Raw genomic sequence first — 26,385 nt, forward strand, 5'->3', positions numbered from 1 at the left:
AAGTTCGATGCCGCCGTGAGATGCCGGTCACATAGGGTATGCGCATGGTTTCTCTCAACCCCCTCGAACTGGCGACGCAGGCGGCCGCCAAGGCCAAGCAGTACGCCGAGCGTGGCGCGGCCGAATTGCATTACGTCCGAAAAATGTTCGAGGCGGGCGCGCTGAAGCTCGAGTCGCCGCAGATGATTGCCGCGATGGCCGCCGACATCGCGCGGTGGGGTGAGATCGGGATGATCCCGTCGGTCAACGCCCGCCGCGCGCCGCACCGCGTCGCAGTGATCGACGACGAGGGCACCATGACGTTCAAGGAACTCGACGACGCCGTCAACGCGGTGGCCAACGAGATGGTCGCGATGGGCGTTCAAGGCGGCAACGGGGTGGCGATTCTGGCCCGCAACCACCGCTGGTTCTTGGTCGCGAACTACGCGTGCGCGCGGGTGGGCGCGCGCACGATCCTGCTCAACACCGATTTCTCCGGCCGCCAGATCGCCGAGGTGGCCGACCGTGAGGGCGCCCGACTGCTCATCTACGACGACGAGTACACGCAGGCCGTGTCTGAGGCGAACTTCGAGCTCGGCAAGCTGCGCGCGCTCGGGCACAACCCCGATCGGGACGAGCCGTCCGGCAGCACAGACAAGGCCTTGGCCGACGTGGTCGCGGGCGGCAACAAGGCGCCCGCTCCGAAACCGTCGAAAACCGCGTCGCTGGTGATCTTGACCAGCGGCACCACCGGCACGCCCAAAGGCGCCACGCGGCACACCCCGCCCACGTTGGCGCCGATCGGCGGGATCCTCTCGCATGTGCCGTTCAAGGCGGGTGAGGTGACGGCGCTGCCGTCGCCGATGTTCCACGCGCTCGGCTACCTGCATGCGACGATCGCGATGACACTTGGCTCCACGCTGGTGCTGCGTCGCAAGTTCCGCCCACTCACGGTGATCGAGGACATCGAAAAGTACCGTGCCACAGCACTTGTCGTGGTGCCCGTAATGCTGTCGCGCATACTCGACGCGCTCGACAGCGCCGACCGCAGCTACGACCTGTCGTCGCTGCGCATCGTTTTCGTCTCCGGTTCGCAGCTGGGCGCCGAGCTGGCCACGCGCGCCACCAAGCGGCTGGGACCGGTCATCTACAACCTCTACGGGTCCACCGAGGTCGCGTTCGCCACGATCGCGCGGCCGCAAGACCTCGACATCAACCCGGCGACGGTGGGGCCCGTCGTCAAGGGCGCGAAGGTCAAGATTCTCGACGACCAGGGCAATGAAGTGCCGCAAGGACAAGTGGGCCGCATCTTCGTCGGCAACTTCATGCCGTTCGAGGTTACACCGGCGGCGGGGGAAAGCAGATTATCGACGGGCTGCTGTCATCGGGCGACGTCGGCTACTTCGACGAGAACGGGCTGCTGTACGTGACCGGACGCGACGACGAGATGATCGTCTCCGGCGGCGAAACGTGTTCCCGGCTGAGGTCGAAGATCTGATCAGCGGCCACCCGGACGTCGTCGAGGCGACCGCGCTGGGCGTCGAGGACCCGGAGTGGGGCGCGCGATTGCGGGCTTTCGTCGTGAAGCGCAAGGATTCGAGCATCGACGAGGAAGCGATCAAGAAATACGTGCGCGAGCATCTGGCGCGCTACAAGGTGCCGCGCGAGGTGGTGTTCCTCGACGAGTTGCCGCGCAACCCCACGGGCAAGATCCTCAAGCGCGAACTCCGCAAGATCGAGTGATTTCGGTGCGTTTACCGGCGCTCAGCGCACGTAAACGCACCGAAATCGCCAGAGGGTCAGGGGTCGCGGGGCAGGCCCAGCAGCCGCTCGGCGATGATGTTCAACTGCACCTCCGAGGTGCCGCCGTAGATTGTGGTCGCACGGCTGGCCAACAGGTACTGCGCCCACTTGCCCTGCAGGGTGCCCGGGTCGCCGATCGCGCCGTCGGTGCCGAACGACGACACCCCGAATTCGGCGTAGCCCTGAGTGGTGCGCATCGACAGCAGCTTGGACACCGCGGCCGCGGGCATCGGGTCGAATCCGGCGATCGTCAACAGCGTGGAGCGCAGATTCAGCACCTTGGCCGCATGACCCTCCGCGATCAGCCGGCCCGCCCGGTTCTGTGCCACCTGGTCGAAATGGCCGTCACGTAAGAACTCCACCAAACCATTGAGGTTGGCCAAGAACGGCGCTTCGCTGCTGCCGATCGAAACCCGTTCTGCCGTAAGGGTGTTGCGGCTGACTTCCCAGCCGCGGTTCACCTCGCCCAGCACCAGGTCGTCGGGCACGAACACGTCGTCGATGAACACCGTGTTGAACATCGCGTTGCCGGTCAGCTCACGCAGCGGCTTGACTTCCACTCCGTCGCTTGACATGTCGAGCAGGAAGTACGTGATCCCGTTGTGCTTGGGCGCGCTGGGGTCCGTGCGGGCCAGTAGCGCACCCCACTGCGAGTACTGCGCGGCGGTCGTCCAGATCTTCTGGCCGGTGATGCGCCAGCCGCCGTCGACTTTGGTGGCCTTCGTCGTCAGGCTCGCCAGGTCCGAACCGGCTCCCGGCTCGGAAAACAGTTGGCACCAGATCAATTCGCCGCGGAACGTCGGCGGCAGGAAGCGCTGCTTCTGCTCTTCGGTGCCGAACGCGACGATCGACGGCACCAGCCACGCCGCGATGCCGAGGTTCGGTCGCTTGACCTGCCCGGCCTCGAACTCCTGCTGAATGATGATCTGCTCGACGGGTCCCGCCGAGCGGCCCCACGGCTTGGGCAGATGCGGTGACACCCAGCCGCCTTCGGCGAGCGCGGCGGTGCGCTGCTCGTGCGGAAGCGCTTTGAGCGCAGCCACTTCCGCGCGGATCTCGTCGCGGAGCTTCTCGGTTTCCGGGTCGAGGTCGATGTTGAGTTTGCGCATCCCGGTGCTGGTCGCGGTGTCGACAACCAGCTGCGGGTAGTCGGAGATTCGGCCGAACGCGGCGATGATGCCGAGCGCCCGCCGGTAGTACACGTTGGTGTCGTGCTCCCAGGTGAATCCGATACCGCCGTGCACCTGGATGCAGTCCTGCGCGCAGCGCTGCGCGGCCGACGGTGCCAGCGTCGCTGCCACGGCAGCCGCGAATTCGGCTGCCGAATCCGGGTTTTCGATGCCCTCGTCGATCGCTCGGGCGGCGTCCCACACCGCCGCGACGGCCCGTTCGGTGTCGGCGGCCATTTCCGCGCATTTGTGCTTGACGCCTTGGAACTGCCCGATGGGCCGGCCGAACTGCTCGCGGATCTTCGCGTATGCCGCCGCGGTGTCGGTCGCCCAGCGTGCGACGCCGACGGCCTCGGCCGACAGCAGCGTGGTCACCAGCGTGCGTGCGCTGGCCACGTTGAGATTGCTCAGGACGCGGTCGGCGGGCACTTCGACGGCGTTGGCGCGTACGTGCGCCACCGGCCGAAGCGGGTCGACGCTTTGCACCGGTTCGATCTCCAGCGCGTCCGCGTCGATCACCACCCATTCGGTGCCGCTGGTTTCCGGGTCCAGGCCGGCGACCGGCAGCACCAGCAGCGAGGCCTGCGCGGCCGACGGCACCGAGCGAGCCTCACCGCGAACCACCAACGAGTCGCCCTGTCGGGTCCCCGTCAGCGACGACTCCAGTGCGTAGGCCGCGATCGCCGCGCCGGACGCCAGGTCGCCGAGCACCTTCGCGTGCGGGTCGTGTGCGGCGATCAGCGCGCTGGCGATCACCGACGGCACGAACGGCCCCGGCACAGCGCCGCGACCGAATTCTGCGATCACGACCGCGAGCTCCAGGATGCCGAAGCCCTGCCCACCCACGGACTCGTCGAGATGCACGCTGTGCAGGCCCTGGTCGGCTGCGGCCTTCCAGTACGGCGGTGGGTTGGGGATCGGTGTTTCCAGCGCTTCGTGCAGCACCTCCGACGGCGCCACTCGCTCGACCAGCGCGCGCACGGATTCGGCGAGGTCCTTGTGTTCGGTCGTGATCGCAATAGGCATGAGGTGTGTGCCTTCCATCGAATAACCGGTGGGTTGGGTCTGAGATTACTCGTTGACGACGTTGCTCAGCGGGCGCCTGTCCCACAGCCGCGCGCAATTCTCGACGCCCTCGACCAGGTAGCGCCGCATCGTGTCGGCGGTGTACCAGGTGACGTGCGGGGTCACCACCACGTTGTCGAGGCGCAGCAGCGCGTTGTCAGCGGCCACGGGTTCGACGGCGAACACGTCCAGGCCTGCGCCGGCGAGCCGCCCCTCGCGCAACGCCTCGACCAACGCGGCTTCGTCGACGATCAACCCCCGCGAGGTGTTCACCAGCACCGCGTCGTTCTTCATCGCCGCGAGCGCGTCGCTGCCGAGCAGTCCAGCGGTCGCGTCGGTGAGCGGCAGGTGCAGCGACACGATGTCGCTGTCGGCCAGCAGCGCTGCCAGCGTGCGCCAGCTGGCAGCGCCGTCGTCGCCGGTGCTGGTGTGCAGCACCGTGGCTCCCATCGCGGCGACGATCGCCTCCACGCGGCGCGCGATGTTCCCGTAGCCGACGAGCCCGACCGTGCAACCGCCGATGTCGCGGACGGTTTCTCCCAGGGACGGGTCCGTCGGCCAGCCCGCGCCGGCTCGCGTCACCCGGTCCAGTTCGACCAGCCGGCGCAAGGTCGCAAGCATCAGCAGCACTGCGCCTTCGGCGACCGACGGCGCGTTGGCGCCGGGCATGTTGGCCACCGCGATGCCCAGCGAGCTCGCCGCGGCCACGTCGATGGTGTTCACGCCTGCGCCCAGCTTGTGCACCAGCCGCAGCCGCTTGCCCTTTGCTAGGTCGGCCGCGGACAGCGGCCGCAGCACATGCCAGATCACCTCTGCGCGGGGCAGCTCGCGGTAGAACGTGGCGTCGTCGTCCTCCGCGCAATAGTGGACGTCGAGCCAATCCGCCTGGCGTGCAAGGAAGTTCAGCACCTTAGGCCCGGGGGTGAAGTGGGCCAGGACTCTTACCGCCACCGTTTGGCGATCCACTTGGCGATGGTATCCGCCTGCTCGCTGCGCGCTCCGGGCGTGGTGAAGTAGTGGTCACTGTCGATGGAGACCGACGTCTTGTCGCTGCTGCCCAAAGCGTTGTAGATGCGCTGCGCGTCGGACGGGAACACCCCGGTGTCCTGCTCTGCGTTGATCACCAGGGCCGGACAGGTCATGCGGGCCAGATGCGGCTCGGCCCGCGTCTGTGCGTGGCGCAGGCTCCACATGCCGAGCCAGGTGCGCAGAGTGCAGGCAGCGGCGATGCCGTGCGCTGAGCGGTTGGCCTTCGCAGGCACCCCGGCATAGCACATGTTCGGTGGCCGCTTGGTGGGCTCCAGTGTGGGGTCCACCATCCGCGGGTCCGCCCAGGTGCGCATCACGGTGAACGGCCGGTCCGAAAACCCTGCCGCCCGAACACGTTTGAACTCGGTTTCGACCCAGTCGGTGATCGCGTGATTGCGTGCTTGCTGCGCGGCGCGGTAGCGCTCGACGAACTCGGGTGAGAACGGCGGGCCGTTACGTTCGTCGAAGATGTCCAGGCTCGAATCGGTTGCGACGGCATCGTTTTCGTCGACGACGGATCCGTCCATCCATGCGGTCAGCACATCCGGCCGCCCGGGATGCGCGGCGCTGGCGACGTACCCGTCGGCGGCTGGCAGTTCGTTCACCCCGGCTGCGGGCCGCATGCCGGCCACCGGCGCCACGTTGGGTTCGGTGGCCTGCGACTGGTATGCCGCCATCAATGAGCCACCGCCGGAATTGCCCAGCAATATCACGGTTTCGACGCCCTGGACGTCGCGCAACCAACGCACGCCGACCCCGATGTCGACTAGGGCGTGGTCGAGCAGAAAGCTGCTTTCGAAGCCACGAAATCGGGTGTTCCAGCCGAGGAAGCCGACGCCGCGCGTGGCCAGGTAGTCGGCGAGGTAGTGCTCGGAGAAGTCGATCTGGTAATGCGTGGCGATCATCGCCACCTTCGGTTTACGGCCCACGCCACGGTGGTACAAGCCTTGGCACGGGTGCCCGCCGGCGCCGGCTCGCCGTGCGGTCGGTGACGTGAGGCCCACGAATTCGCGGATCACCCCCGGTGTCGGCGACATGTCAGGCCGCCTCCTTGCAATAGATCGCGCGGTAGAAGATGTTGGCGAGCGTCGTGATGCACGCGTCGTCGTCGACCTCGTCGGGGTGGCGACCGGAGAGCTGCACATAGCAGAACTGGTTGAACATCGAGACGATCGCGACGGCGATCAAGTGCGGATCGTCGTCGGGGCAATAGCCTTCGGCCTGAGCGCGTTCGACCGTGTGTGTGATGAACGAGATCGGGATTGCGCAGATGTCGGCCCAGTACGCGGCGAAGTCGTCGTTGACCATGGCCAGCTGCGACACGCTGATCATCTCGGCCAACCTGTGGCGGTAGGTGCGCCAGTGGGCCGCCGCGGCCTCATATGCGCGTTCGCGATTCGACAGACCGTGGCGCGTCACGGCTTCTGCGCGTTCGCTGGCTTCGTCGCGGAAGCGCACCGCCCACTCGCGGACCATGGCCTCCTTCGACTCGTAGTAGTTGTAGAACGACGCGGTGGACCGCTTTGCCTGCGCGGCGATGTCGGAGATCGTCGTCGCCAGAATTCCCTTGCGCGCAATCACGTCTCGGGCGGCCGCATCGATCGCGGCCTGTGTCCGCCGACCGCGCGCCGTGGGCAGTGGCTGCCTCGAGGGCTGCCTCGGTTGCGCCAACGTCACTCCCAACCATTGAGCCGGATCTGAATCTGATGTTAGATTCATGTCTGGCTGTTGAGAAGGTCCGGAGGGGACGTCATGATCAAGCCGCAGAACACCAACACCGAGTTCGCGTTGAACGGCATCAACCACGTCGCGCTGGTGTGCTCGGACATGGCACGCACCGTCGACTTCTACAGCAACGTGTTGGGCATGCCGCTGATCAAGGCGCTCGACCTGCCCGGCGGAGTCGGTCAGCACTTCTTCTTCGACGCGGGCAACGGTGACTGCGTCGCGTTCTTCTGGTTCCGCGACGCGCCGGACGCGGTGCCGGGTATCTCCGCGCCCAGGAACCTGCCGGGGATCGGCGACATCGTCAGTGCGGTCAGTTCCATGAACCACCTGTCGTTTCATGTGCCCGCCGAAAAGTTCGACGAATACCGTCAGAAGCTCAAGGACAAGGGTGTGCGTGTCGGGCCGGTGCTCAACCACGACGAGAGCGAGAACCAGGTCGCCGCGCAGTTGCATCCCGGCGTCTACGTCAGGTCGTTCTACTTCCACGACCCCGACGGCATCACACTCGAATTCGCTTGCTGGACAAAGGAATTCAGCGCCGCTGAGATTCTCACCCAGCCCAAGACGGCCGCCGACCGGCGAGTGCCCGCACAAGCCTAGTCGCGGCGCGGGTTCAGCCGGTCGATACACCAGGCCAGCTGCTCGACCAGCGCGGCCGGCGTCGACCTGACCTGACCCCCCAGCCATGAACTGAGCGCCTGCCGCACGCCGCCGACCGCGAATTGCGATGCCGCCCGCAGGTTGTCGTCCTCAGGCAGTCGCAGCGTCTCGCCGACATGCTGGCCGAGCAGCATCGCCATCAGCGCAGTGGACTCTTCGCGCTTGCGCACCACCACCGGATCGGCCAGTTCGGTGCTGAACACCAGCCGGCCCACGCGCGGGTCTCCCTCGATGTACGACACGAGATTAACCATCGCTGCGCGCGCCTGTTCGTCTTGCGGCGCGGCCGTCACCGCCGCCCGGATGGTGCTGACGAGTTCGGTGATCACCCAGTCGTACACGGCGGCCACGAATTCGTCTCTGTCGGAGAAGCTTTCGTAGAAGTAGCGGGCGGAGACGTTGGCCTGCCGGCAAAGGCCGCGTACCGTCAACGCATCCGGGCCGGCCTGCGACCCGAGGATGGTCAGGCCGGCGTCGAGAAGCCTGGCTCGCCGCTCGGCGCGGCGGTCGTCAGGTTGCACGCCGCGATACGGCCGAGTGCTCGTCGGCGCCATCGCACCATCTTGACACCCTTGGCGCGCGCTGGGAAACTTCAGGAAACGCGCGTTCGCAGATTTATCGATAGGGGTGCCCATGACGGTCGCCGAGCCATACAGTTACGTCGAGCAGCCGGTATCGGCCCCGGTGCCGCGAGCTCGTCGAATCAACAGGCGCACCGACGCCGGAATGATGGGCGTGGGCCTGCTGGCCGGTCCCGCGAACGTGATCATGCAGCTGTCCCGCCCGGGCGTCGGCTACGGCGTGGTGGAGAGCCGCGTGGAAAGCGGGCGCATCGACCGCCATCCCATCAAACGAGCGCGGACCACATTCACCTACATCGCGGTCGCGGTCGCGGGCACCGAGGAACAGAAGGCGGCGTACCGCCGGGCCGTCAACCGGGCACACGCCCAGGTGTATTCGACGGCCGAAAGCCCCGTGCGCTACCACGCTTTCGATCCCGAGTTGCAGCTGTGGGTGGCCGCCTGCATGTACAAGGGTGTGGTCGACGTGGAGCGGTTGTTCGTCGGCGAGATGGACGAGGAAACGGCGGACGCGCACTACCGCGACGCGATGGCGTTCGGCACCACGCTGCAGGTGCCGCCGGAGATGTGGCCGAAGGACCGCGCCGCTTTCGACGAGTACTGGCGCGAGTCGCTGGAGAAGGTGCACATCGACGACACCGTCCGCAAGTACCTGTATCCGATCGCGGCGGGCCGGCCACCGATTCCGTTGCCCCGCCGGCTGCAAGAACCGCTGGACAGCGTCGGGTTGTTGATCACGACTGGCTTTCTGCCGCAACGGTTTCGGGACGAAATGCGCCTGCCGTGGGACGATCGTCGGCAACGCAGGTTCGACCGGCTGATGGCGGCGATTCGCGTCGCCAACAACATGGCGCCCAAGTTCGTCCAGGAGTTCCCGTTCAACGTGCTGCTGCGCGACTTGGACTGGCGGATGCGTACTGGACGCCCGCTGGTCTGACCCCGCGATTTCGGTGCGCAAACCTTCGCTGCGCGCCGGTTAGCGCACCGAAATCACATGAACTGCACGCCGGCCTCGCCCAGCGTCGACCACCGCGCCGACCTGACGTCGGGGTCCATGCTCAGTTTCCGCACGGCGTTCTCCAGCACCTCGTCGTACCGCGTGGCCGCCGAGACCTCGGCGCGCAGCCGGGTTTCGCTCGGTGTGGACGTGGCCATCGAGCCCACCGACGTCAACTGGAGGCCGGGGCGCGTCAACGCGTCGAGCAATAACACCTTGACGCGTGCCTCCGCGTCCGCCGCGCACTGCAGCTCGAACGTGTAGTCGGCCGGCGGGATCTCTCGCCCGGTCCGCGAGCGCACGTGGTCCATGCGCGCCGCGAGCGGCGACAGGAACGTGTTGGCGGCGATGATCACCGCGGCCCCGACGACGGCCTCGCGCCACATCCATGCCCCGGCCAGCCCGCCGACGGCCGCGGTGGCCCACAGTGTCGCCGCGGTGTTCAATCCGACCACTGACGAACCCTGCTTCATGATCACACCGGCGCCCAAAAAGCCTATGCCCGTGACGATTTGAGCGGCCACGCGAGTCGGGTCCTGCTCGCGGTGAAAGGTATAGGCGCCCATGATCAGAAACAGCGCGGCGCCCATGCACACCAGAGCCATGGTCTGAAGCCCGGCCATCCGTGCGCGCCATTGGCGCTCGACGCCGATCGCGATGCCCAACAACGTGGCAAGCCCGACCCGCAAGAACAGGTCCAGGCCCGGCAACGTCATGCGGGAATCATCTCGCACTGCCGGCACGCCGCCGGGCGGACACGCTCAGCCGAACATCAGCGGGAGCAGGAAACGCGTCATCCGGCGCAGGTATTCGGGCTGGCTGACGTGCAGGATGTGGTTGCCGGGAAACCAGTGCAAATCGCATTGGTCCCAGTGCCGCCACAGCATCTCCGCCTGCTCAGGAGGCGCCAGCCGATCGCCCAGTCCCGTGATGATGAGCCGACGGTCGCGGGGCACCAGCGGGCGGTAGTTGAGCGGCGAGTGATACGCCGACGCGGCGACGAACTCGTCTCGGTCGATCTCTCCGAGCTTGCGTCCCAACGCGAAAAGCTTGTTCGCCGGAAACCAGTCCTCCAGCTCGTCTTCGACCGAGACGACAGGGACGTTCGGGATGACCGCGGTGAGGCGGTCTTCCACTCCGGCGATCAACGCGGTGGTGTAGCCGCCCAGCGAAATGCCGGTCAGCGCAACCTTTTCCACGCCGGTGAACTCGAGATAGTCGAGCAGGGACCGGAAATCGTAGACGGCCTGTGCCATGGCCTCGGCGAAGCCGGTCAGACCGCCCGCGAAATAGCCGTATCCGCTGAAGGGCGAATACTTTTCGGCGCGCCGGCCGTGGAATGGCAACGTGTAGAGCAGCACGTCGTAGCCGGAGCGGTAGAACCACGGCAGCGACATCCACAACCCGTTGAGCAGATACGGCGAACCCATGAACCCGTGGATCAAGCACAACGTGGGATGCGGCCCGTCCTCGTGTCGCCAATGCTGCGCCCGCACGACGTTGTTGCGCTCCAGCCGACGCCACCGCTCGCGCAGCGCGGGGTTCACGGGCTCGAAGCTGCTCTGGAACTGGATGTTGTGCACGCGGCCATGGGCCAGCCACTCTGCGATCGGGTTGGCCGGGCGCGAGTAGATGCGGGGTGGTTCTTGCGGCGCGGGAAACGACGCGGCGGGATCGTGTTCGGTTGCGAGTTCGGCGTAGAACCGCATGTGATCGCGCTCGCGTGCGGTGTCGGAGCGGCGCACCAGCTCGGCCAGGATCGGCGGCAGCATCGCCGCACCGACGAGCGAGGCGACGATCGTGCGCAACCCGACGTCGGCGACCGCGGAGACGTCGACGGTGAGGCGCTGACCGATCGACAGCTCGGAACGGTCGGGCAGGCCGCGCGCACCCGCGTCAGCACCGGCGACGTTGGGAACCGGTAAGGGTGGCTCGACGGGGTCAGCGCTGGACGTCATTGCCGGCCGGCCTTTCTGTCACCGGGTCCATAGACCCGCTTAGCGGATGCTAACTCAGGGGCCGGTCGTGGGCGGCGTCGGTTGCAGCGACGAACAGGCCTTCTGCGCGTTGTCCCAGGTCGCCTTGTCAACGCCCGGTGGCGGCGGTGGCGGCGTGGCACCGGGGGTGCCCTCGACCGGCCCGGGCAGCGGGCCCGCCGGTACCGGACCGGGACCGGGAGGCGGGCCGGCCGGCGGAGCCGGAACACCGTGGTCGATCAGGCACTGCTCGTACACACCGTGCGACTGCGCGGGTGCCGACGTGGTCGTCGGCGTGGTAGTGGTCTCGTGCGGCGTTTTTCCTGTCGAGCACGCCGGGGCGACGGCCAACACGGCGGCTGCCAGCACGGCAAGCGGGAGGTGGCGTCGGGGCATCAGGGACCTCCTGGTCGCACGGTGCGAATGCACCGACTGTAACGGTCGGCGGCGCAAAACCCGTGGATGGTCGCGGCACGACGCAGCACGGATACGCTGGCGCGAATGCGATGGGACCCCGCGCAGTACGGCCGCTTCGCCGCCGAGCGTGACCGACCGTTTTTTGACTTGACGGCGCGGATCGGGGCGGACGCGCCCCTCCACGTCGTCGACGTCGGCTGCGGCCAAGGCCATCTGACCGCGACGCTGGCGCAGCGGTGGCGCGAGGCCGTCGTCGAAGGCTTCGACTCGTCACCGGAGATGATCGCCGAGGCGCCCGAGATGCCCAACGTAAGCTTCTCCGTCCGGGACGCCGGCGACTGGCAACCGGCCGACGACGTGGACGTCGTCGTGAGTAACGCTGTGCTGCAATGGATTCCGCGCCATCACGAACTGATCGCTGCGTGGGCCCGCGCGCTTCCGGCCGGCGGCTGGCTGGCCGTTCAGGTGCCGGGCAACTTCGACTCGCCGTCGCATGTGCTGATGCGACAACTTGCCGCAGCCCCCCAGTGGGCGGGCAAGCTGCGCGCTGTCGAGAACCGCATGCCCGCCGTCGGCACCGTCGAGTCGTATGCGGCGGTGCTTCTGGACGCCGGGCTGCGCGCCGACGTCTGGGAGACCACCTATCTGCATGTGCTCACGGGCAAAGACCCTGTGCTGCAGTGGATTCGCGGCACCGGTTTACGTCCCCTCCTCGCTGCGTTGTCGGCGGCCGACGCGGAAGAGTTCACCGCACAGCTCGGGGTCGAACTGCGCGGCGCCTATCCGGCTGGACCGCACGGCACGCTGTTTGCGTTTCGCCGTATCTTCGCCGTCGGGCACAAACCGTAGAGCGAGAACAGCTGTTTCGGCGTCTACCGCGGGCTGCGTTCGTTGAGCAGGGCGATGACGCGGCCGACGAGCTCGTCGAGATCGGCTCCCGTGGTGTCGAGCACTAGGTCCGGATTCTCCGGCGGCTCATACGGTGCGTCGACGCCCGTCAGCCCCTTGACCTCGCCCTTGCGCGCCCGCGCGTACAGCCCCTTCGGGTCGCGCTTCTCGCATTCCTCCAACGACGTCGCAACATACACCTCGATGAACGGCAGCTTGGCCGCCTCGTTCAACGCCCGCGCGATCTCCCGGTCGGATTTCAGCGGTGACACCAACGACGCCAACGCCACCACGCCCGCATCGGCGAGCAGACGGGTCAAATGCCCTACGCGGCGGATGTTTTCGGCGCGGTCGCCCGGCGAGAATCCCAGATCGTCCGACAGCCCATGGCGCAGGTTGTCCCCGTCGAGCAGGTACGCCACCCGGCCGGACTCCACCAGCGCCCGCTCCACTCCCACCGCGATGGTGGACTTGCCCGAGGCGGGCAGGCTGGTGAACCAGATCGTCGCCCCGGGCTGGCCGGTCTTGGACCAGCGATACGAGCGGTCCAGCGACGACGGGTGCCAACGGATGTCGGTCCGCGTCTGGGTACCCGGCTTGACCTCACGCGGTTCCAGGATGGTGCCCGCGCCAACGGTGTCGTTGCTGTTTTCGTCGATCAGGATGAACGCGCCGCTGTCGCGGTTGTCGGCATACGAGTCGGCGACGAGCACCGAGCTGGTACGCAACGTGACCCAGCCGATGTCGTTGAGCCCCAACTCGACTGGGTTGTCGAGCTCGTCGAGCGTCTCCGGGTCCAGCCGCGTGTGAAGCTCTTGCACAGTGGCCCGCACGGTGGAGGTGGCCTGCTTCAGCGCCAGCCGGTCGCCCGCCCGCAGTGGCGTGTCGGCGAACCAGCACACCGTGGCCTCGATCTCCCGGGCCAGCACCGGCAGGACTGCGTCGTCGGCGCCGCTGACCAATACGTCGCCGCGTCCGACGTCGATGTCGTCGGCCAGCTCGATCGAAACCGACAGCGGCGCAACGGCAACCGAGCGAGTGTCGTCCAGCGTGTCGAGCGCAGTCACCGTCGAGCGGGTACCGGCCGGCAGCGACACCACCGGATCTCCGACTTGCAGCGTGCCGGCCGAGAGCCGGCCGGTGTAACGGCGCCGCTGCGACGCCGTCGGCCGCGACACCCACTGCACCGGCAGCCGCAGTCGCCTGGCCTCGGCCTGCGGAGCGGCCAGCTCGACACCCTCGAGGTACTCCAACAGTGTCGGTCCGCTGTACCACGGCGTGCGCTGCGACCGGTGTACGACGTTGTCGCCGTGCTTTGCGGCGATCGGAATCACCGTGATCTCCGGGAGCCCGAGGCGAGCGGCCATCTGCTGCAGCTGTTGTTCGACCTCCCGGAAGCGATTCTGGTCGAAGTCCACGAGGTCGATTTTGTTCACGGTGGCCACAAAGTGCTTGACGTCCACCAGTTTTGCGATCCATGCGTGCCGGCGCGTCTGCCGCAGCACCCCGGCGCGCGCGTCGACGAGCAGGATCGCGACGTGCGCGTTGGACGCCCCGGTGAACATGTTGCGGGTGTAGCGCTCGTGCCCCGGGGTGTCGGCGAGGATGTAGCTGCGGCTCTGCGTGGAGAAGAACCGGTAGGCGACGTCGATCGTGATGCCCTGCTCGCGTTCGGCCCGTAACCCGTCGGACAGTGCGGCCAAGTCGGCCACGCCGTGCTCGTCGGTGACAGCCTCGAGGTGATCCAGTGGCAGGCTGTCGGTGTCGTGCAGCAGCCGACCGATCAGCGTGCTCTTGCCGTCGTCCACTGAGCCCGCGGTCGCGATCCGCAGCAGCTGCCGCGTCACGGTGGGGATGGCTTCGCCCGGGGCTTCGCTTGTCGCAGTCATGTCAGAAGTACCCTTCGCGTTTGCGGTCTTCCATCGCGGCGGCCGAGGTGCGGTCGTCGGCCCGCGTCTCGCCGCGTTCGGACACTGTGGCAGCCGATATTTCGGCGATCACGCTGCTGATGTCGGTGGCCCGGGACCGCACCGCACCGGTGATCGTCAGGTCGCCGACCGTGCGATAGCGCACCCATTCGACCGCCGACGTCTCGCCGTCGCGCGGTGCTGCGTATTCCGACACCGCGAGCAGGATCCCGTCCCGTTCGAAAACCTCACGCTGATGCGCGAAGTAGATCGACGGCAGCTCGAGGTTTTCCAGCTCGATGTAGCGCCAGACATCCAGTTCCGTCCAGTTCGACAACGGAAACACCCGCACCTGCTCGCCCTTGCGGATCCGCCCGTTGTACAGCGACCACGGCTCGGGCCGCTGCGCGCGCGGATCCCACTGGCCGAACTCGTCGCGGAAACTCAGGATGCGCTCCTTGGCGCGGGCCCGCTCCTCGTCGCGGCGTGCACCGCCGAACGCCGCGTCGAATCCGCCGGCCTCCAACGCGTCCAGCAGCGTCCGGGTCTGCAGCCGGTTGCGTGACGCGCCGGGCCCCGGGTCGGCCACCCGGCCGGAGTCGATGGACTCCTGCACCGACGCGACGATCAGCTTGTGCCCGTGGCCGGTGACCCTGCGGTCACGGAAACTCGATGACTTCGGGGAAGTTGTGTCCGGTGTCGACGTGCATGACCGGAAAGGGCAGCGGGGCCGGCCGAAAAGCCTTCTCCGCCAACCGAAGAAGCACGATCGAGTCCTTGCCGGCCGAAAACAGCAGCACCGGCCGTTCCAGCTCGGCGACCACCTCCCGGATGATGTGCACGGCCTCGGCCTCCAGCAGGCGCAGTTCGTCAACGCGCCGGGCCTCGACCGGTGTCGCAGTCGTCGTCATGTCGGTAATCCCAACCTCTCTGCGTCCGCGCGGTAGCGGTCCACCCATTCGTCGGAACGTTGATCGGCCTGGCGCTCGAGCACTGGCGGCGGGGCGAGCCGCGGGTCCTGCCCCAACGCCTCGAGGATCGTCGCCACGATCTGCGTCAGATTGCGCCACAACACGGGATACGGCACGTCGAGCGGCTCGATGCCTTCCTCGTCGAACCATGCGCGCCAACCCTTTTCCTGCTCGCGCAGCATCGTGATCACGTGCGCAATGGCACCCGCGTGGTACTGCGCGCGCGCGTCGCGCACCGGGTCGGGGCGACCGCGCCACACCCGGGTCTGCACGGCCCGCCAGAACGACACCGCCTGCGACACCACGTCGGGGCGGTACACATGCACGAGCACCGGCACCTCGCCGACCACGTCGCGGATCGCGGCGAGCAGGCCGTCGCCTGAACGGTTCGGCAGCTGGCGGGCGCGCTCCAACAGCAAGGGAGTCTGGTTCCACATCAGCTTGCCGCCCCACACGCCGTTGGGTGTGCGCCCGACGGTTCGGATGTAGTCACGCCAGATCTCGGCCGGCGCCAGATCCGGGGTGCCCTCCTCGAGCGGATCCAGCAGCCGCAGGATCGATTCGTCGTTGACATCGGCGAACCACTGGCGCGGTTGTGGCGGCTGACTGGTGCTCGGCAGGTACTGGAAGAACTCTTGCGGCTCGCCGGCCACACCGGTGGCGCGCAGCGATTCCACCAACAGTGTGCTGCCGCTGCGCTGCGACGCGAGAACCAGATACGACGACGGGTGATCGGGCACGGACGAAAGCCTAACTGCACCCCGATTTGCGCGCTGAGCTGCACATTTGATCAATGTGAGCGGAACTATTGCCGCGCGCTGGTTTCATGCTCGATGCCTCGGTCGGCGGCAATGCCCGACCGGGACGTGGGCCGGCGGCCGTGGATGAGCTGATACGTCTCGGTGTAACGCGCCGAGATGCGGGTGCCCGCGAACACCGACGGAATCACGTCGCCGGTCTTCTGCCGCCACTCGTGAAGTGTGACGGCCAGATCCTGCGCGACGGCTTCCGCGTGCTCGCTGTGCTCACCTTCGAGCAAGTTGCGGTACTCGCCCGGATCGGCGACGAGGTCGTACAGCTCACGCTCCGGCCGAGGCCCGCGCACATGCGGGGCGACCGCCTTCCCCGACGGGCTCTCCTCGATGTCCCACGGCAGATCCAGCAACGGGCGGTGCGCGTAGTTCTCGATGTAGCTGTACTCCTTGGTGCGGATCGCCCGGATCGGGTCGAACGAGTCGTGATACGTCTTCTCGGTGTAGACGTGGCCGCGCACCGGTGCCGCCGCGGAAGCCAGCAGGTTCGCGGCGTGTGACATGCCTTCCACGTCGTCGGGCACGTCGATGCCGAGCAGCCCGAGAATCGTCGGCACCAGGTCGACACCGCTGAACAATTCGTCGTAGCGACGCGGCGGGATGCCGCGGCCCACCGGCGGTCGCACGATGAACGCGATCCCGGTGCCCGCGTCGTACAACGTGGATTTGGCTCGCGGAAACGCCGGCCCGTGGTCGGTGAAGAACACCACCCAGGTGCTCTCGCCCAGGCCCGTGTCGCGCAGCGTGTCGAGCAGCCGGCCCACTGCGGCGTCGGCGACCGCGATCGCGCCGTGGAACGCCGCGAGATCGTCCCGCACCTCCGGTATTTCGGGAAGGTAGCCGGGCACGTCGACCTCTTCGGGGTCGGCGGGCTGGTACCGGTCCGGCGGATAGGGCCGGTGGGTTTCGAAGAACCCTGCCGTGAGCAGAAACGGCTGGTCTCCCTCGGCCGGGGCGCTCTCGGCCAGCCACTGCTGGGTCCGCTCGACCACGTAGTCGCAGTACGAATTCGACACGTCGAACTCGTCGAACCCCAGCCGCTCCGGGTAGGACGTTTCGTGCTGCATCCCGAACAGCGCGGAGTAGTAGCCGTGCTCGGAGAGCATATGCGGGAGCGTGCGCACGCCCGCGCGGTACTCCCAACCGTGATGGGCCAGTCCGACGAGGCCGTTGCTATGCGGGTAGCGGCCGGTGAACAACGCTCCGCGCGAGGGCGAACACAGGGGCGCGGCAGCATGCGCGCGGGTGAACAAGATGCCTTCTGCCGCGAGCTGGTCGAAGCGCGGGCTGGACACATCGGCGTAGCCGTAGGCGCCCAGACAGCGGCCCAGGTCGTGCCAGTGCACGAGCAGCACGTTGTCGCGACGTCTCACGGTTGGCCACCTTCCACATTCGGCCCGGTGCTGCCAATTCTTTCGATCATCGCGATTGGCGGCGGCCGAGCACCAAACTGACATCGTGGCAGACGACACACGCGTGGTGGTCGACGCGCACATCCACCAGTGGGATCCGTTCACGACACCGCGGGTGGTGTCGGGGCCGGCGAAACTCATCCGCCGGGCGCCGTTCGCCAGGCCGGTGATGATGCGCCTGTTCCCGCGGGCCGCGCGCGACTTCGCCGGCGATCCGCAGTACCTGCTCAACGAATACCTGCCCCCCCGACTACACGGCCGACGCAGCGCCGCTGCGGCTCGAATCCGTCGTGCACGTGGAAGCCGGCTGGCGCAGCAAGGAGCCGGTGGGCAGCGCCGACGAGACCCGGTGGGTCAGTTCACTGCCGTTCGGCGAGGGCAGCGCACCGGCCCTGGGCGCCATCGTGGCGCACGCCGATCCCTCCGAGCCGCACATAGCGGAGGTTCTCGACGCCCACCTGCAGGCCAGTGCCCTCGTGCGAGGAGTGCGCTGCGTCGCCGCGAACAGTCCCGACCGCGGAATCATGGACTGGGACAGCCGACCGCATCTGCTGTCCGAGCCGGCCTTCCTGCGCGGCTTCCAAGCCGTCGCCCAGCGGGGGCTGAGCTTCGAGGTCTGGGTCTACGGGCACCAGTTGCCGGACGCCGTGACGCTGGCGCGTGAATTTCCGGAGACGACGTTCGTGCTGGACCACTACGCGACGCCGGTCGGCGCGCTTGCGCCGTGCGGCCGCCACACCGGGCACACCGCCGCCGGGCGCGCGAGCATCCTGTCCCGTTGGCGCGAAGGAATCTCCGCGCTGGCGGAGTTACCTAACGTCGTGGCCAAACACTCGGGTCTGGGCATGCCGGTGCTGGGCCTCGGGCGGCTGCCGCGCGAGCAGTTCCGCGACGCGGTCGCGCCGCTGGTGACCCACCTCGACCAGGCCTTCGGTCCGCAGCGGACGCTCTGGTCGTCGAACTATCCGATGGACAAGCCGAACATCGCCCTGGCCGACGTCATTTGGGCGCTGCGCGAGATCCTCGGCGACCGGTTCCGCGACGGCCCGATGTTGCGGGACAACGCCAAGCGGGTCTACCGCATCGGCGCCGGGCCGCGGCCGTGACAGTCTGGTCGCATGGGCAAGCGCAGCAAGGCCATGCTCGTCATCGCCGCTGTGGCCGCCGCGTGCTACGGGTTGCTGTGGCTGGCATATGCGATGCATTGGGCGTGGTTGCCGGCGGTTGACAACGCTGCACTGCAACCCCTGCACCGCTTCGGCGTGAAACACCATGCGTGGGTGACGTTTTGGGATGTGCTCTGCACGGTGCTGGGCCCCGCGGGGTTTCGCGTCGTGGGCGCAGGCGTCGTGGTGGTCGCGCTGCTGCGACGCAATCTGCGGGTCATCCTCTTCGTGGTGGCGGCCATCGGGCTCAGCGGCATGGTCACCCAGATCGCCAAGGACCTGGCCGACCGGCCGCGGCCGTCAGGCGCATTGGTGGCGGCCAGCTCGACGTCGTTCCCGTCGGGTCATGCGCTCGGAGTCATGGCGGGTGTCCTTGCGCTGATGACGATTTCGACCGGCATGTGGCAGGCCCGCGCGTGGCTTGCCGCGGTCACGGTGGCCGCGCTCGTAGTGATCGCGGTTGGAGTCGGCCGGGTGGTGCTCAACGTCCATCACCCCTCCGACGTGCTGGCCGGCTGGGCGCTGGGCTACCTGTGGTTTGTCGCATGCCTTTTCGCGATCCGTCCGCTTTCGCTCGCCGCGCCCGCGGCACCGGAAGCGCACGCTGTCGGCACAGTCGAGTAGTCGAGTACTCATCCCGGTTGCGCCCAGTGCATGCCACCGTTAGTGCGTTCACGCCAAACCCCGGTCGAGGCCGGGTAGATTGAGGCGGCAGGCAATGGAAAGTGCGCTCAGCACGTCGGCAGACGACCTGAGGCCGGTCAACGGTCGGTCCGCCGCGGCCACCACGAGAACCGGGTCGTCCGACATGGCAACACAGGTCCCCGTTTCCCCGCGCTGGGAACGGCTTCGGGAGCCCGCCGGCATCGACGACGTCGTGCGCAACCTCGATCAGGTGATCGACTGGTCTGTCGAAGCGCACAGCACGATCGGCTACTTCGCGGCGCTCTACAAGCGCACGACGGTCGCGATCCGTAAGGCGATCGACGACGGCGACTTCGACGACGGCCCGCGGATGGAGAAGCTCGACATCGTCTTTGCGAGCCGGTACTTCAACGCGTTGAACGCTTACTTCCTGCCGGATCAGTACAGCGGGCTGACCCTCCCGTGGGAGGTGTCGTTCGTCGGTGCCAAAGACGGCCAGGCCACCATCCTGCAGCACTTGATGACCGGGATGAACGCCCACATCAGCCTGGACCTCGGGCTGGCTGCCTTCGCCACCGCCCAGCAGGATCTGGCCTCGCTCGAGGCCGACTTCAACCGCGTCAACGCCATCCTCGCCTCACAGGTGCACGGCATGCTCGATATCGTCAGCGAGCGTTCACCGGTGCTCATGTGGGTCCGCCGGCTGCTGCCGGGCGAGGTGTTCTTGATCAAGCGCCTGCTGAAGAAATTACGCAGGGGCGCATGGCAATTCGCGGTCTACATGGCGCTGAATTCCGACCGGGAGATCGAGGCTCGGGTCAACCAGTCGGCGTTCACGGCGGCTGTCGGGGCCTGGTATCTGCAACCGCTGGGCCGGTGGGCGCCGTTCCCCTGGTTCACCCGCACGATCTCGAAACACGAGAATCCGGACATCGCCGAGACGATCGCCGCGCTGAAAGGAAAGACCGAGAACCCCGCGCCGATGAAGAAGACGTACCTGATGCCGACCGCATCCCGCTGATCAGGTGAGCAGGCGCTGGGCCCGTGTCCATTCGGGCCAGCGCGCGTCACCGGCGAAGCGGGCCAGCACGTCGGCAAGCTCACGTCGGCGCGCGGATCCGACGATCTCGAAATAGTCGAGCTCGCAACGTAATTCGAACAACGGCGCCTCCTGGCGACGGGCCGCCTCGACCGCGGCCGCAAGCGCTTCCTGTCGCGGCTGCGGGTCGGCAAGGGTGTTTGCGCGCAGTCGCATCAGCTCGGCGTCGTAGAAGTGCATCCCGGTCTCGCCGGCGTGCTGCAGTGCCGCCTCGAGCCGGTGACGGGCTTTCTCGGGCTTGCCGGCTGCCGTCAACACGTGGCCGATCACCGCGTCGTGAAACGTCAGATAAAGGTTGAGATGCAACATACGCGAGCCGTCCACACGTTTGGCGATCTTCTCGGCCGCGCCGGCCAAATCGGCTGCGTCGGCGCCGGCGTCCATCGCGTTGAGCGCCTTGACGGTGGCGTTCTCCGTGGAACCGACGAGCCGCCACAAATCCAAACCGGACTGCTCGCTCAACTGGCGAAGCGCGGCCACGCCGGCGGATGCCGCCGCGTATTGCCCGGTCTCCAGCCGAACCCAGATGTCGACGAAATGGGTATGGGCCCGGTTGTAGGCGTTCTGCGGAAATCCCAGCCTTTCGCAGCGGAGCGCCGACTCCGCCAATTCCGCATTCGCCGCGTCGAGGTCGCCGCACATCGCGTGGGTGAGCGCCAGATAGGTATGCGCCGACGAGATCGGGTCGATGGCCACCCACCACGCGGTGTCGAGCACCCGCGGGTCGGCGGCGGACTGGTCGGCCAGCGCGCGACGCAAATGCCATCGCGCAGAGGTGAAGTCGCCTTGCAACCACGTGACCGAACCCAGTGACGACGCGATGACGGGCTCACTCCATGGCCGGTCTTTGGTCACCCGCGCCGACAGTGATTCGAGCAGCTCATGCGCGCGGCGCAACTCGGCACGCGGCACGTAGTAGCCGATCAACGCGGTCAAGGTGGCGAACAGTTCGTCGTCGTAGTTCTCGGCGCTGGCCAGCTCGAGGCACCGTTCGAAGTCCGCCGGGCCCTGGCCGCTCATGCTGCCCTGCGTCGCGCCCGCCAAGAATCCGCGTTCCAGCCGGATCGCGATCTCTTGACGGTCGCGCGTGGCACCAGCGGCGCAGTGGGTCAGCTGGTTGAGCGCATCGGTCAGGCACGTCTGAGCCTCATGCAGAGCACCGCGGCGGCGCGCTGCGACGGAGGCCTTGCGCAGCGCCGTGACAGCCTCGCCGAAGCGGTGCGCATGCGCGTAATGGCGGGCGACGACACGCCAATCGGGTTCGACGCCGGGGGCCGTGTCGGTCAGTGCTCGTCCGGTTCTGGCGTGCAGCTTGCGATGCACGGTCGGTGGCGCCAACTCGGCGGCCACCTCCCGGATCAGCTCATGGCGGAACCGCCATCCGCCGGTGTCGTTGCACTCGAAGACCCGCACCCGCGTGAGGTCGGCCAGCACCGCGTCGACGTCCGCTTCGCCACCGACGACCTGCCGCAGCAGCGCCACGTCGCCGCTTCGCCCGATCACGGCCGCCGCTTCCACCACCGGGACGACGTCGGCGCGGGTGTGCAGTCGGGCGAACAGCGGTTCGTACAGCGCTTCGGGCACTTGTCCCTGCGGCTCACTGGCCCCCAGGCCGGCGACGACGTGCTCGATGTGGAACGGCACGCCGTCGCAACGCTCGCGCACCGCGGCCCGCTGCGCGTTGGTGACATCAGGGGCCAAGGCGTCGATCAGCGCGTCACACTCCGCTTCGCTCAATGGCGCGAGTTCGAAAAGCGTTACCGGCCAATGGTTTTCGACAACGTTGTGGTCGCGTGCGGTGATGACGACCATGACCCGCCCGTCGGCCGAGGCCAACACGGCGTCCAGCAAGTCGATGGTCGACGTGTCGAACCAGTGCACATCCTCGGCCACGACGAGCCCCGCGCGATCTCGTAGGCACGCCAGTACGTACCGGTGCACGGTCGCGCCGATCAGTTCGTAGAGCGTGCGGCCTTCCACAGCGGCCGGGGTGTAGCCGTGCTCGGCGCCCACGCCCAGCACCGGCGCCAGCAGCGGCACCGCGTCGACCGGATCGAGGCCGTGCGCGTGCAGCTCCGTCTCCAGCAGCCGCAACCGCTCCGCACCCGTGGTCAAACGCGTTATGCCACAATGTCTTTCGAGTAGGCGCCGGACCGGATGCAGACCGGTCTGGGTGTGCAGGGGCGAACCTCGCAGTTCGACCACCACACCGCCCGATTGCTCCACGATGTCGGCCGCCGCGCGTGCCAGTCGTGTCTTGCCGATGCCCGGTTCGCCGCAGAATGCGACGCCGGGATACCTCGCCGCTCCGTCGCATGCCTGCTGCCACACCTGCTGCAGCCAGGCCCGCTCCCGGTGCCGCCCGATCATCGGCGGCGACGACGGTGGCAAGGCATGCGGTCGCTCGCCGAGCACCCGATAGTGGTTGACCAGACCCTCGACGCCTTTGACCGCGGCGGCTGGGCAGGCGACCAATTCGTAGGCGTCGGCGACCAGCGCTGCGACAGCGTCCGAGACAGCCACGGTGTCGGGTGCGGCCAGCGAGGAAATCCGCGCGGCCAGGTTCGCGGCGAACCCGTACACGTCGTCCTGGGCGAGGTCCAGATACACCAGCCCGCGGTGGATACCCACACGCACGCTGAGTCCCACGTTGAGCCGGCGCATGGCTTGTTCGCTCAGCCGGCTGACGGCGCGGGTGATGTCGAACCCGGCGGCCACCGCGCGCTGCGCCCCGTCCTCGTGCGCGGTGGGATGGCCGAAAACGGCGAGTAGCCCATCGCCTTTCGTCGAGCCGATGTGGCCGCCGTAGCGGTCGACGATCTGCAGGACGTATTCGCGATAGCGTCCGACCAGCATGCGGTAGGTTTCCGGCTCGACCCGCGTCGACAGCACCGTCGAATCGACCAGGTCGACGAACAGGATTGTCAGGCGCCGGATCTCACCGCCGCCGCCGACGTCCGGGAAGTCGTCGGCCAGCAGCTTTTCGGCGTCGGCGTTCGAGGCGTCGACGGCCAGCACCTGACCGGCCAACGCAGAGGCGGCCGCGCGGTCACCGCGATTGATGGCCGCCACCGCCCGGTCCAGGAGCTCGTTGATCGAATCGCCGCTGTCCCGACTTGCGCCGTTGACCTCTGGGTGGCCCTTACGGTCGCCCACGTCAATATCGTGGCACCGCCCGGGCGATATTGCAGTCCATTTCACCGACGGTCTTGCCGAGCGCGGGTGCCGCGGCCGGCACCGTCGTCACACCGGCAGCTGCCACTGGAGGGCGAGGTGGTCCGGAATGGCGAAGTCCGCGCGGTCGCCGCGGCGTTCCAACGTCAACAAGCCGCGCAGGAGTTCACGACCGAACGGTTCGGCCAACCGTGACATCGGCCCGAAGCGCTGCGACCGTTCTCCGGTTCTGTCGAGGACGCTGACCAAGAACCAGTTGGCCAGGCGGGACAGGACTCCGAGGTCGCGCGGAACACCGATCAGGTCGGCGGTCTTGTCTCCGACGAGGTGGCGGATCAACGGCGGGATGGTGTCGTCGAACAAATAGCCCGGGGTCATCTTGTCCAGCAGCTCGAGCAGCGCCGCCGTCATCTGCTGCCCTTCCGGCGAGGCGGCGAACTGGCGTCGCCGGATGATCTCCACCAGCGCAGCGGCCTCGTCGACGTCGTACACCCGCATGTCGTCGTCCAGGCCGATGAGGTGGCCGATCACGGTCCACAGGTGCAGATACGCGTCGATGTCCTCAGGGGTCAGCCGCACGCCGAGGCGGCGGAGCGGGTCGGCGACGACGTAGGAGAACGCGAGCATGGTCCCGGCCAGGTCTTCCTGGTTGACGGGCTCGCCCCACTGCTCGTAGTTCCACAGTCCGGGTTGTCGTTGGTTGCGGGCCTTGATCAGGTGGCGCACTGCGGCGTGCATCAGCCGGACCTTTTGGATGACGCGCCGGCCCTTGCCGTTGTCGTCCAGCCCGCCGAGGCTGAGCACGTCGACCAAGAACTGCCCTGTCTCCATCACCCGTCGGCGCGCGTCGCTGTCGAGCCGGGCGGTCATGGCGAGCACCTTGACGCCGTTTGCGGCCGCGTACGACGACGGCAGCGACGCGCAGAACAAGCAGCACGAGATGTGCAGACCCCACTTCTCGAACAGCCGTTGTCCCCGCTCGATGCGAGCCGCATCGGCCCACGGCGGCAACGGCAACGTGTCAGCCAGGTACGTCTTGAGGCGGTCGGGCAGTTCCGGCGGCACCGGCTGGTCGGTGTGGATCAGGGTTTGCATGACCGCGTTGACTGCCTCGACGCCGCCTTCTTCGAGGACCTCGGCGACGGCCTCGTCAGCGACCGGATCTCCTGCCCGCCGCTTGCTGTCGAGCAGTGCGTCGGTCCACCGGGTGCTGGCGCCGGCCACGCGTTCAGCTTCGCAGCATTCGGGCCCGGGCGCCGACGGAATGCCGATTCGCGCCCTATCGGCTATCGGCGCGGCGGCGGACGGAACACCGCCAGCGCTCGATACCGCACGCTGAAGCTGGCTGACTCGTGCTTCGAGCCGACTTCGCCGTCATGCGCGATGGTCGTCGGACCGTCGAGTGAGCGGAAGCTGAACTCCGGCACCTGCCGTTCGTGGTACAGCGGGCTGCGCTCCAAGCGGCCCAGCATCAGCGACGTCAGGATGCGTAGCTTGGCCAGCCGCCGGCCCGTCTCGAGGATCCGGATGTCGAGCAGCCCGTCGTCCATCCTTGTCCGCCGTGACGGCGCGAACCCCGATGGCAGATAAGCGGAATTGCCAATGAAGAACAGTGACGTCTGGATTTCCCGGTTGTCGAACGCGATCCGTACCGGCTCGTCGTGGCGCAGCGTGTGCAGCATGGCGTACGCGCTGGCGAGTGGTTTGGAGATCTTGTGTTCCAGCCGCTCTCGGGTCTGCACGAACTTCGGGTAGGCGCCGATGCTGGCGGTGTTGATCACGATGTTGTCGTCGTTGAAGCACACCAGGTCGACACAGAAGACGTTGCCGTCCTTGATCGCTTGGATGGTCTTGTCGGCGGTGTCGCAGCCGATGTCCTTGGCGAAGTGGTTGAAGGTGCCGCCTGGGAACACCGCGAGCGGCAGCCCGGCCTCCACTGCCACGCCCGCCGCGCACGACACCGAGCCGTCGCCCCCGGCGATGGCCAGCACCTGTGCCCGCTGTGCGGCCGATTTCAGCGCAGGCATGAGGTCGTCGTCGGGGCCGAGTTCGACGATCTCGGCCGCCGGTAACGTTTCCCGGACGCGTGCGGCGATCTCGGCGCCCGCGCCGCCGCCCGACGCCGGGTTGACCACCATGACCACACCGGCGCCGTCGGGCCGGGGCGGCGTCTCGATCTTCAGCGGCTCGGCGGCGGGCAGGTTGCGCGGCACGACGGGCGGCACCACCCGAGCGCCCAGCACCGCGACGGATGCCCCGATGCCGAATCCGATGAACACGTCGCCGGGGTAGTGCGCGCCGGTGGCCACCCGCGACAGGCCGACCAGCCCCGCGAGCAGCGCCAGCAGCAGCCCGAGCACCGAGTTCTCCAGCCCGACGCCCACCGCGAACGCCGCCGCGCTCGCCGAGTGCCCGGACGGCAGTGAGTTGGAGGTGGGATGGCGATGAGTCTGGCGCGCGATCGGCACCCGCAGATAGCTGGGCCGCGGCCGGCGCCGCAGCCGCTTGGCTCCTTGGTTGGTCACCAGGCTGGTCACGGCCAAGCTCAGCACCCCGCGGATCGTGCCGCGCTGCGCTGACGGCCGACGCGACGCCATCAGTGCGGCTGCGATCGCCAACCACAGTTTCGAGTGGTCGGCGGCGCGGGTGAGCCGCGGCATCGTGAGGTCGAGCAATTGGCTTTCGGAGTTGGCGACGGCGTCGAAGACGCTTTCGTCCAGAGTGCCGAGGCCTCGGGTGATCTGCCGCAGCCCGCGGTCGCGTCGCGGCCCAGGAAAGTGCATACGTCAACCTATCCCGGGCATCCGCCCGGGAAACGCGACGCTGCGCCGTCGTTGGAATCGCCGGGACGCGCCGTGACCAAGCTGTAGCGCAAGCGTGACTTGACCCGCCGGGACACCGGTGCCG

The 26,385-nt window shown here is 67.7% G+C and carries 20 protein-coding genes and 2 pseudogenes; 7 read left to right on the plus strand and 15 right to left on the minus strand.

The genetic code is table 11. The features are described from left to right. The first annotated feature begins 38 nt into the window (after positions 1-38). Positions 39-1,722: pseudogene (fadD2, locus tag AC5Y39_RS01280) on the plus strand (long-chain-fatty-acid--CoA ligase FadD2). A 56-nt stretch (positions 1,723-1,778) separates the two neighbouring features. Here the strand turns inward: fadD2 and AC5Y39_RS01285 are convergent. Genes AC5Y39_RS01285 through AC5Y39_RS01300 form a run of 4 tightly spaced genes read right to left on the minus strand, consistent with a single transcriptional unit; the run spans position 1,779 to position 6,683 of the window. Beyond that, on the minus strand, positions 1,779-3,977 hold the full coding sequence (locus AC5Y39_RS01285) for an acyl-CoA dehydrogenase family protein (protein WP_500015913.1): 2,199 nt from the start codon (positions 3,975-3,977) through the stop codon (positions 1,779-1,781). A gap of 45 nt (positions 3,978-4,022) precedes the next feature. Continuing rightward, the gene (locus tag AC5Y39_RS01290; RefSeq protein ID WP_500015914.1) at positions 4,023-4,982 is read right to left on the minus strand and encodes a 2-hydroxyacid dehydrogenase; all 960 of its coding nucleotides are present in this window, start codon (positions 4,980-4,982) and stop codon (positions 4,023-4,025) included. Then, a complete protein-coding gene (locus tag AC5Y39_RS01295) occupies positions 4,958-6,082 on the minus strand; it encodes an alpha/beta hydrolase family protein (RefSeq protein WP_500015915.1) in 1,125 nt (374 codons plus the stop codon). Before AC5Y39_RS01295 ends, AC5Y39_RS01290 begins: the two co-directional genes overlap by 25 nt. Before the next feature lies 1 nt (position 6,083). Continuing rightward, entirely contained in the window at positions 6,084-6,683 is a 600-nt protein-coding gene (locus AC5Y39_RS01300; RefSeq protein ID WP_500016118.1) for a TetR/AcrR family transcriptional regulator, read from the minus strand. 114 nt (positions 6,684-6,797) lie between these two features. Here AC5Y39_RS01300 and AC5Y39_RS01305 point away from each other — a divergent pair, with 114 nt between their 5' ends. Then, entirely contained in the window at positions 6,798-7,373 is a 576-nt protein-coding gene (locus AC5Y39_RS01305) for a VOC family protein (RefSeq protein ID WP_500015916.1), read from the plus strand. Here the strand turns inward: AC5Y39_RS01305 and AC5Y39_RS01310 are convergent. After that, positions 7,370-7,987 (minus strand): TetR/AcrR family transcriptional regulator, encoded by a 618-nt coding sequence (locus tag AC5Y39_RS01310; RefSeq protein WP_500015917.1) that lies wholly within the window; start codon positions 7,985-7,987, stop codon positions 7,370-7,372. The genes AC5Y39_RS01305 and AC5Y39_RS01310 overlap by 4 nt on opposite strands. 79 nt (positions 7,988-8,066) lie before the next feature. Here AC5Y39_RS01310 and AC5Y39_RS01315 point away from each other — a divergent pair, with 79 nt between their 5' ends. Then, entirely contained in the window at positions 8,067-8,951 is an 885-nt protein-coding gene (locus tag AC5Y39_RS01315) for an oxygenase MpaB family protein (RefSeq protein ID WP_500015918.1), read from the plus strand. A gap of 53 nt (positions 8,952-9,004) precedes the next feature. Here the strand turns inward: AC5Y39_RS01315 and AC5Y39_RS01320 are convergent, their stop codons facing one another. From AC5Y39_RS01320 to AC5Y39_RS01330, 3 genes are read right to left on the minus strand one after another with little or no spacing between them, the layout of a single operon-like run. After that, entirely contained in the window at positions 9,005-9,721 is a 717-nt protein-coding gene (locus AC5Y39_RS01320) for an MgtC/SapB family protein (RefSeq protein ID WP_500016119.1), read from the minus strand. A gap of 51 nt (positions 9,722-9,772) precedes the next feature. After that, positions 9,773-10,969, minus strand: coding sequence for an alpha/beta hydrolase family protein (locus AC5Y39_RS01325; RefSeq protein ID WP_500015919.1), 1,197 nt, complete (start codon positions 10,967-10,969; stop codon positions 9,773-9,775). 54 nt (positions 10,970-11,023) lie between these two features. Continuing rightward, positions 11,024-11,383: a hypothetical protein gene (locus AC5Y39_RS01330; RefSeq protein ID WP_500015920.1), complete on the minus strand. Its 360-nt coding sequence runs from the start codon at positions 11,381-11,383 to the stop codon at positions 11,024-11,026. A gap of 105 nt (positions 11,384-11,488) precedes the next feature. Here AC5Y39_RS01330 and AC5Y39_RS01335 point away from each other — a divergent pair, with 105 nt between their 5' ends. Beyond that, positions 11,489-12,253, plus strand: coding sequence for a trans-aconitate 2-methyltransferase (locus tag AC5Y39_RS01335; protein ID WP_500015921.1), 765 nt, complete (start codon positions 11,489-11,491; stop codon positions 12,251-12,253). 23 nt (positions 12,254-12,276) lie between these two features. Here the strand turns inward: AC5Y39_RS01335 and cysC are convergent, their stop codons facing one another. The 4 genes and pseudogenes from cysC to AC5Y39_RS01355 all read right to left on the minus strand — a co-directional run bounded on the left by cysC (position 12,277) and on the right by AC5Y39_RS01355 (position 17,355). Further along, positions 12,277-14,181, minus strand: a complete 1,905-nt coding sequence (gene cysC / locus AC5Y39_RS01340; protein ID WP_500015922.1) for an adenylyl-sulfate kinase — start codon at positions 14,179-14,181, stop codon at positions 12,277-12,279. Position 14,182: 1 nt separating this feature from the next. Then, positions 14,183-15,110 (minus strand): annotated as a pseudogene (gene cysD, locus AC5Y39_RS01345) (sulfate adenylyltransferase subunit CysD). Continuing rightward, entirely contained in the window at positions 15,107-15,910 is an 804-nt protein-coding gene (gene stf0, locus AC5Y39_RS01350; protein ID WP_500015923.1) for a trehalose 2-sulfotransferase, read from the minus strand. Before stf0 ends, cysD begins: the two are co-directional and overlap by 4 nt. Before the next feature lie 65 nt (positions 15,911-15,975). Beyond that, the gene (locus AC5Y39_RS01355; protein ID WP_500015924.1) at positions 15,976-17,355 is read right to left on the minus strand and encodes a sulfatase family protein; all 1,380 of its coding nucleotides are present in this window, start codon (positions 17,353-17,355) and stop codon (positions 15,976-15,978) included. A gap of 251 nt (positions 17,356-17,606) precedes the next feature. On the opposite strand from AC5Y39_RS01355, the gene AC5Y39_RS01360 reads away from it, so the two are divergent. The 3 genes from AC5Y39_RS01360 to AC5Y39_RS01370 all read left to right on the plus strand — a co-directional run bounded on the left by AC5Y39_RS01360 (position 17,607) and on the right by AC5Y39_RS01370 (position 20,226). Further along, positions 17,607-18,500, plus strand: coding sequence for an amidohydrolase family protein (locus AC5Y39_RS01360; RefSeq protein ID WP_500016120.1), 894 nt, complete (start codon positions 17,607-17,609; stop codon positions 18,498-18,500). A gap of 12 nt (positions 18,501-18,512) precedes the next feature. Next, positions 18,513-19,184 carry a phosphatase PAP2 family protein gene (locus tag AC5Y39_RS01365; RefSeq protein ID WP_500015925.1) on the plus strand — a complete coding sequence of 224 codons (672 nt, stop codon included), beginning with the start codon at positions 18,513-18,515 and terminating at the stop codon, positions 19,182-19,184. Positions 19,185-19,368: 184 nt separating this feature from the next. After that, a complete protein-coding gene (locus AC5Y39_RS01370; protein WP_500015926.1) occupies positions 19,369-20,226 on the plus strand; it encodes a DUF5995 family protein in 858 nt (285 codons plus the stop codon). Here AC5Y39_RS01370 and AC5Y39_RS01375 read toward each other — a convergent pair whose 3' ends face one another. The 3 genes from AC5Y39_RS01375 to AC5Y39_RS01385 all read right to left on the minus strand — a co-directional run bounded on the left by AC5Y39_RS01375 (position 20,227) and on the right by AC5Y39_RS01385 (position 26,261). Next, positions 20,227-23,460, minus strand: a complete 3,234-nt coding sequence (locus AC5Y39_RS01375; protein ID WP_500015927.1) for an ATP-binding protein — start codon at positions 23,458-23,460, stop codon at positions 20,227-20,229. It abuts the gene before it with no gap. 87 nt (positions 23,461-23,547) lie between these two features. After that, positions 23,548-24,702: an oxygenase MpaB family protein gene (locus tag AC5Y39_RS01380; protein ID WP_500015928.1), complete on the minus strand. Its 1,155-nt coding sequence runs from the start codon at positions 24,700-24,702 to the stop codon at positions 23,548-23,550. Positions 24,703-24,764: 62 nt separating this feature from the next. Continuing rightward, the gene (locus AC5Y39_RS01385) at positions 24,765-26,261 is read right to left on the minus strand and encodes a bifunctional phosphatase PAP2/diacylglycerol kinase family protein (RefSeq protein WP_500015929.1); all 1,497 of its coding nucleotides are present in this window, start codon (positions 26,259-26,261) and stop codon (positions 24,765-24,767) included. Positions 26,262-26,385: the final 124 nt, after the last annotated feature.

The organism is Mycobacterium sp. NGS39 (assembly GCF_059812765.1).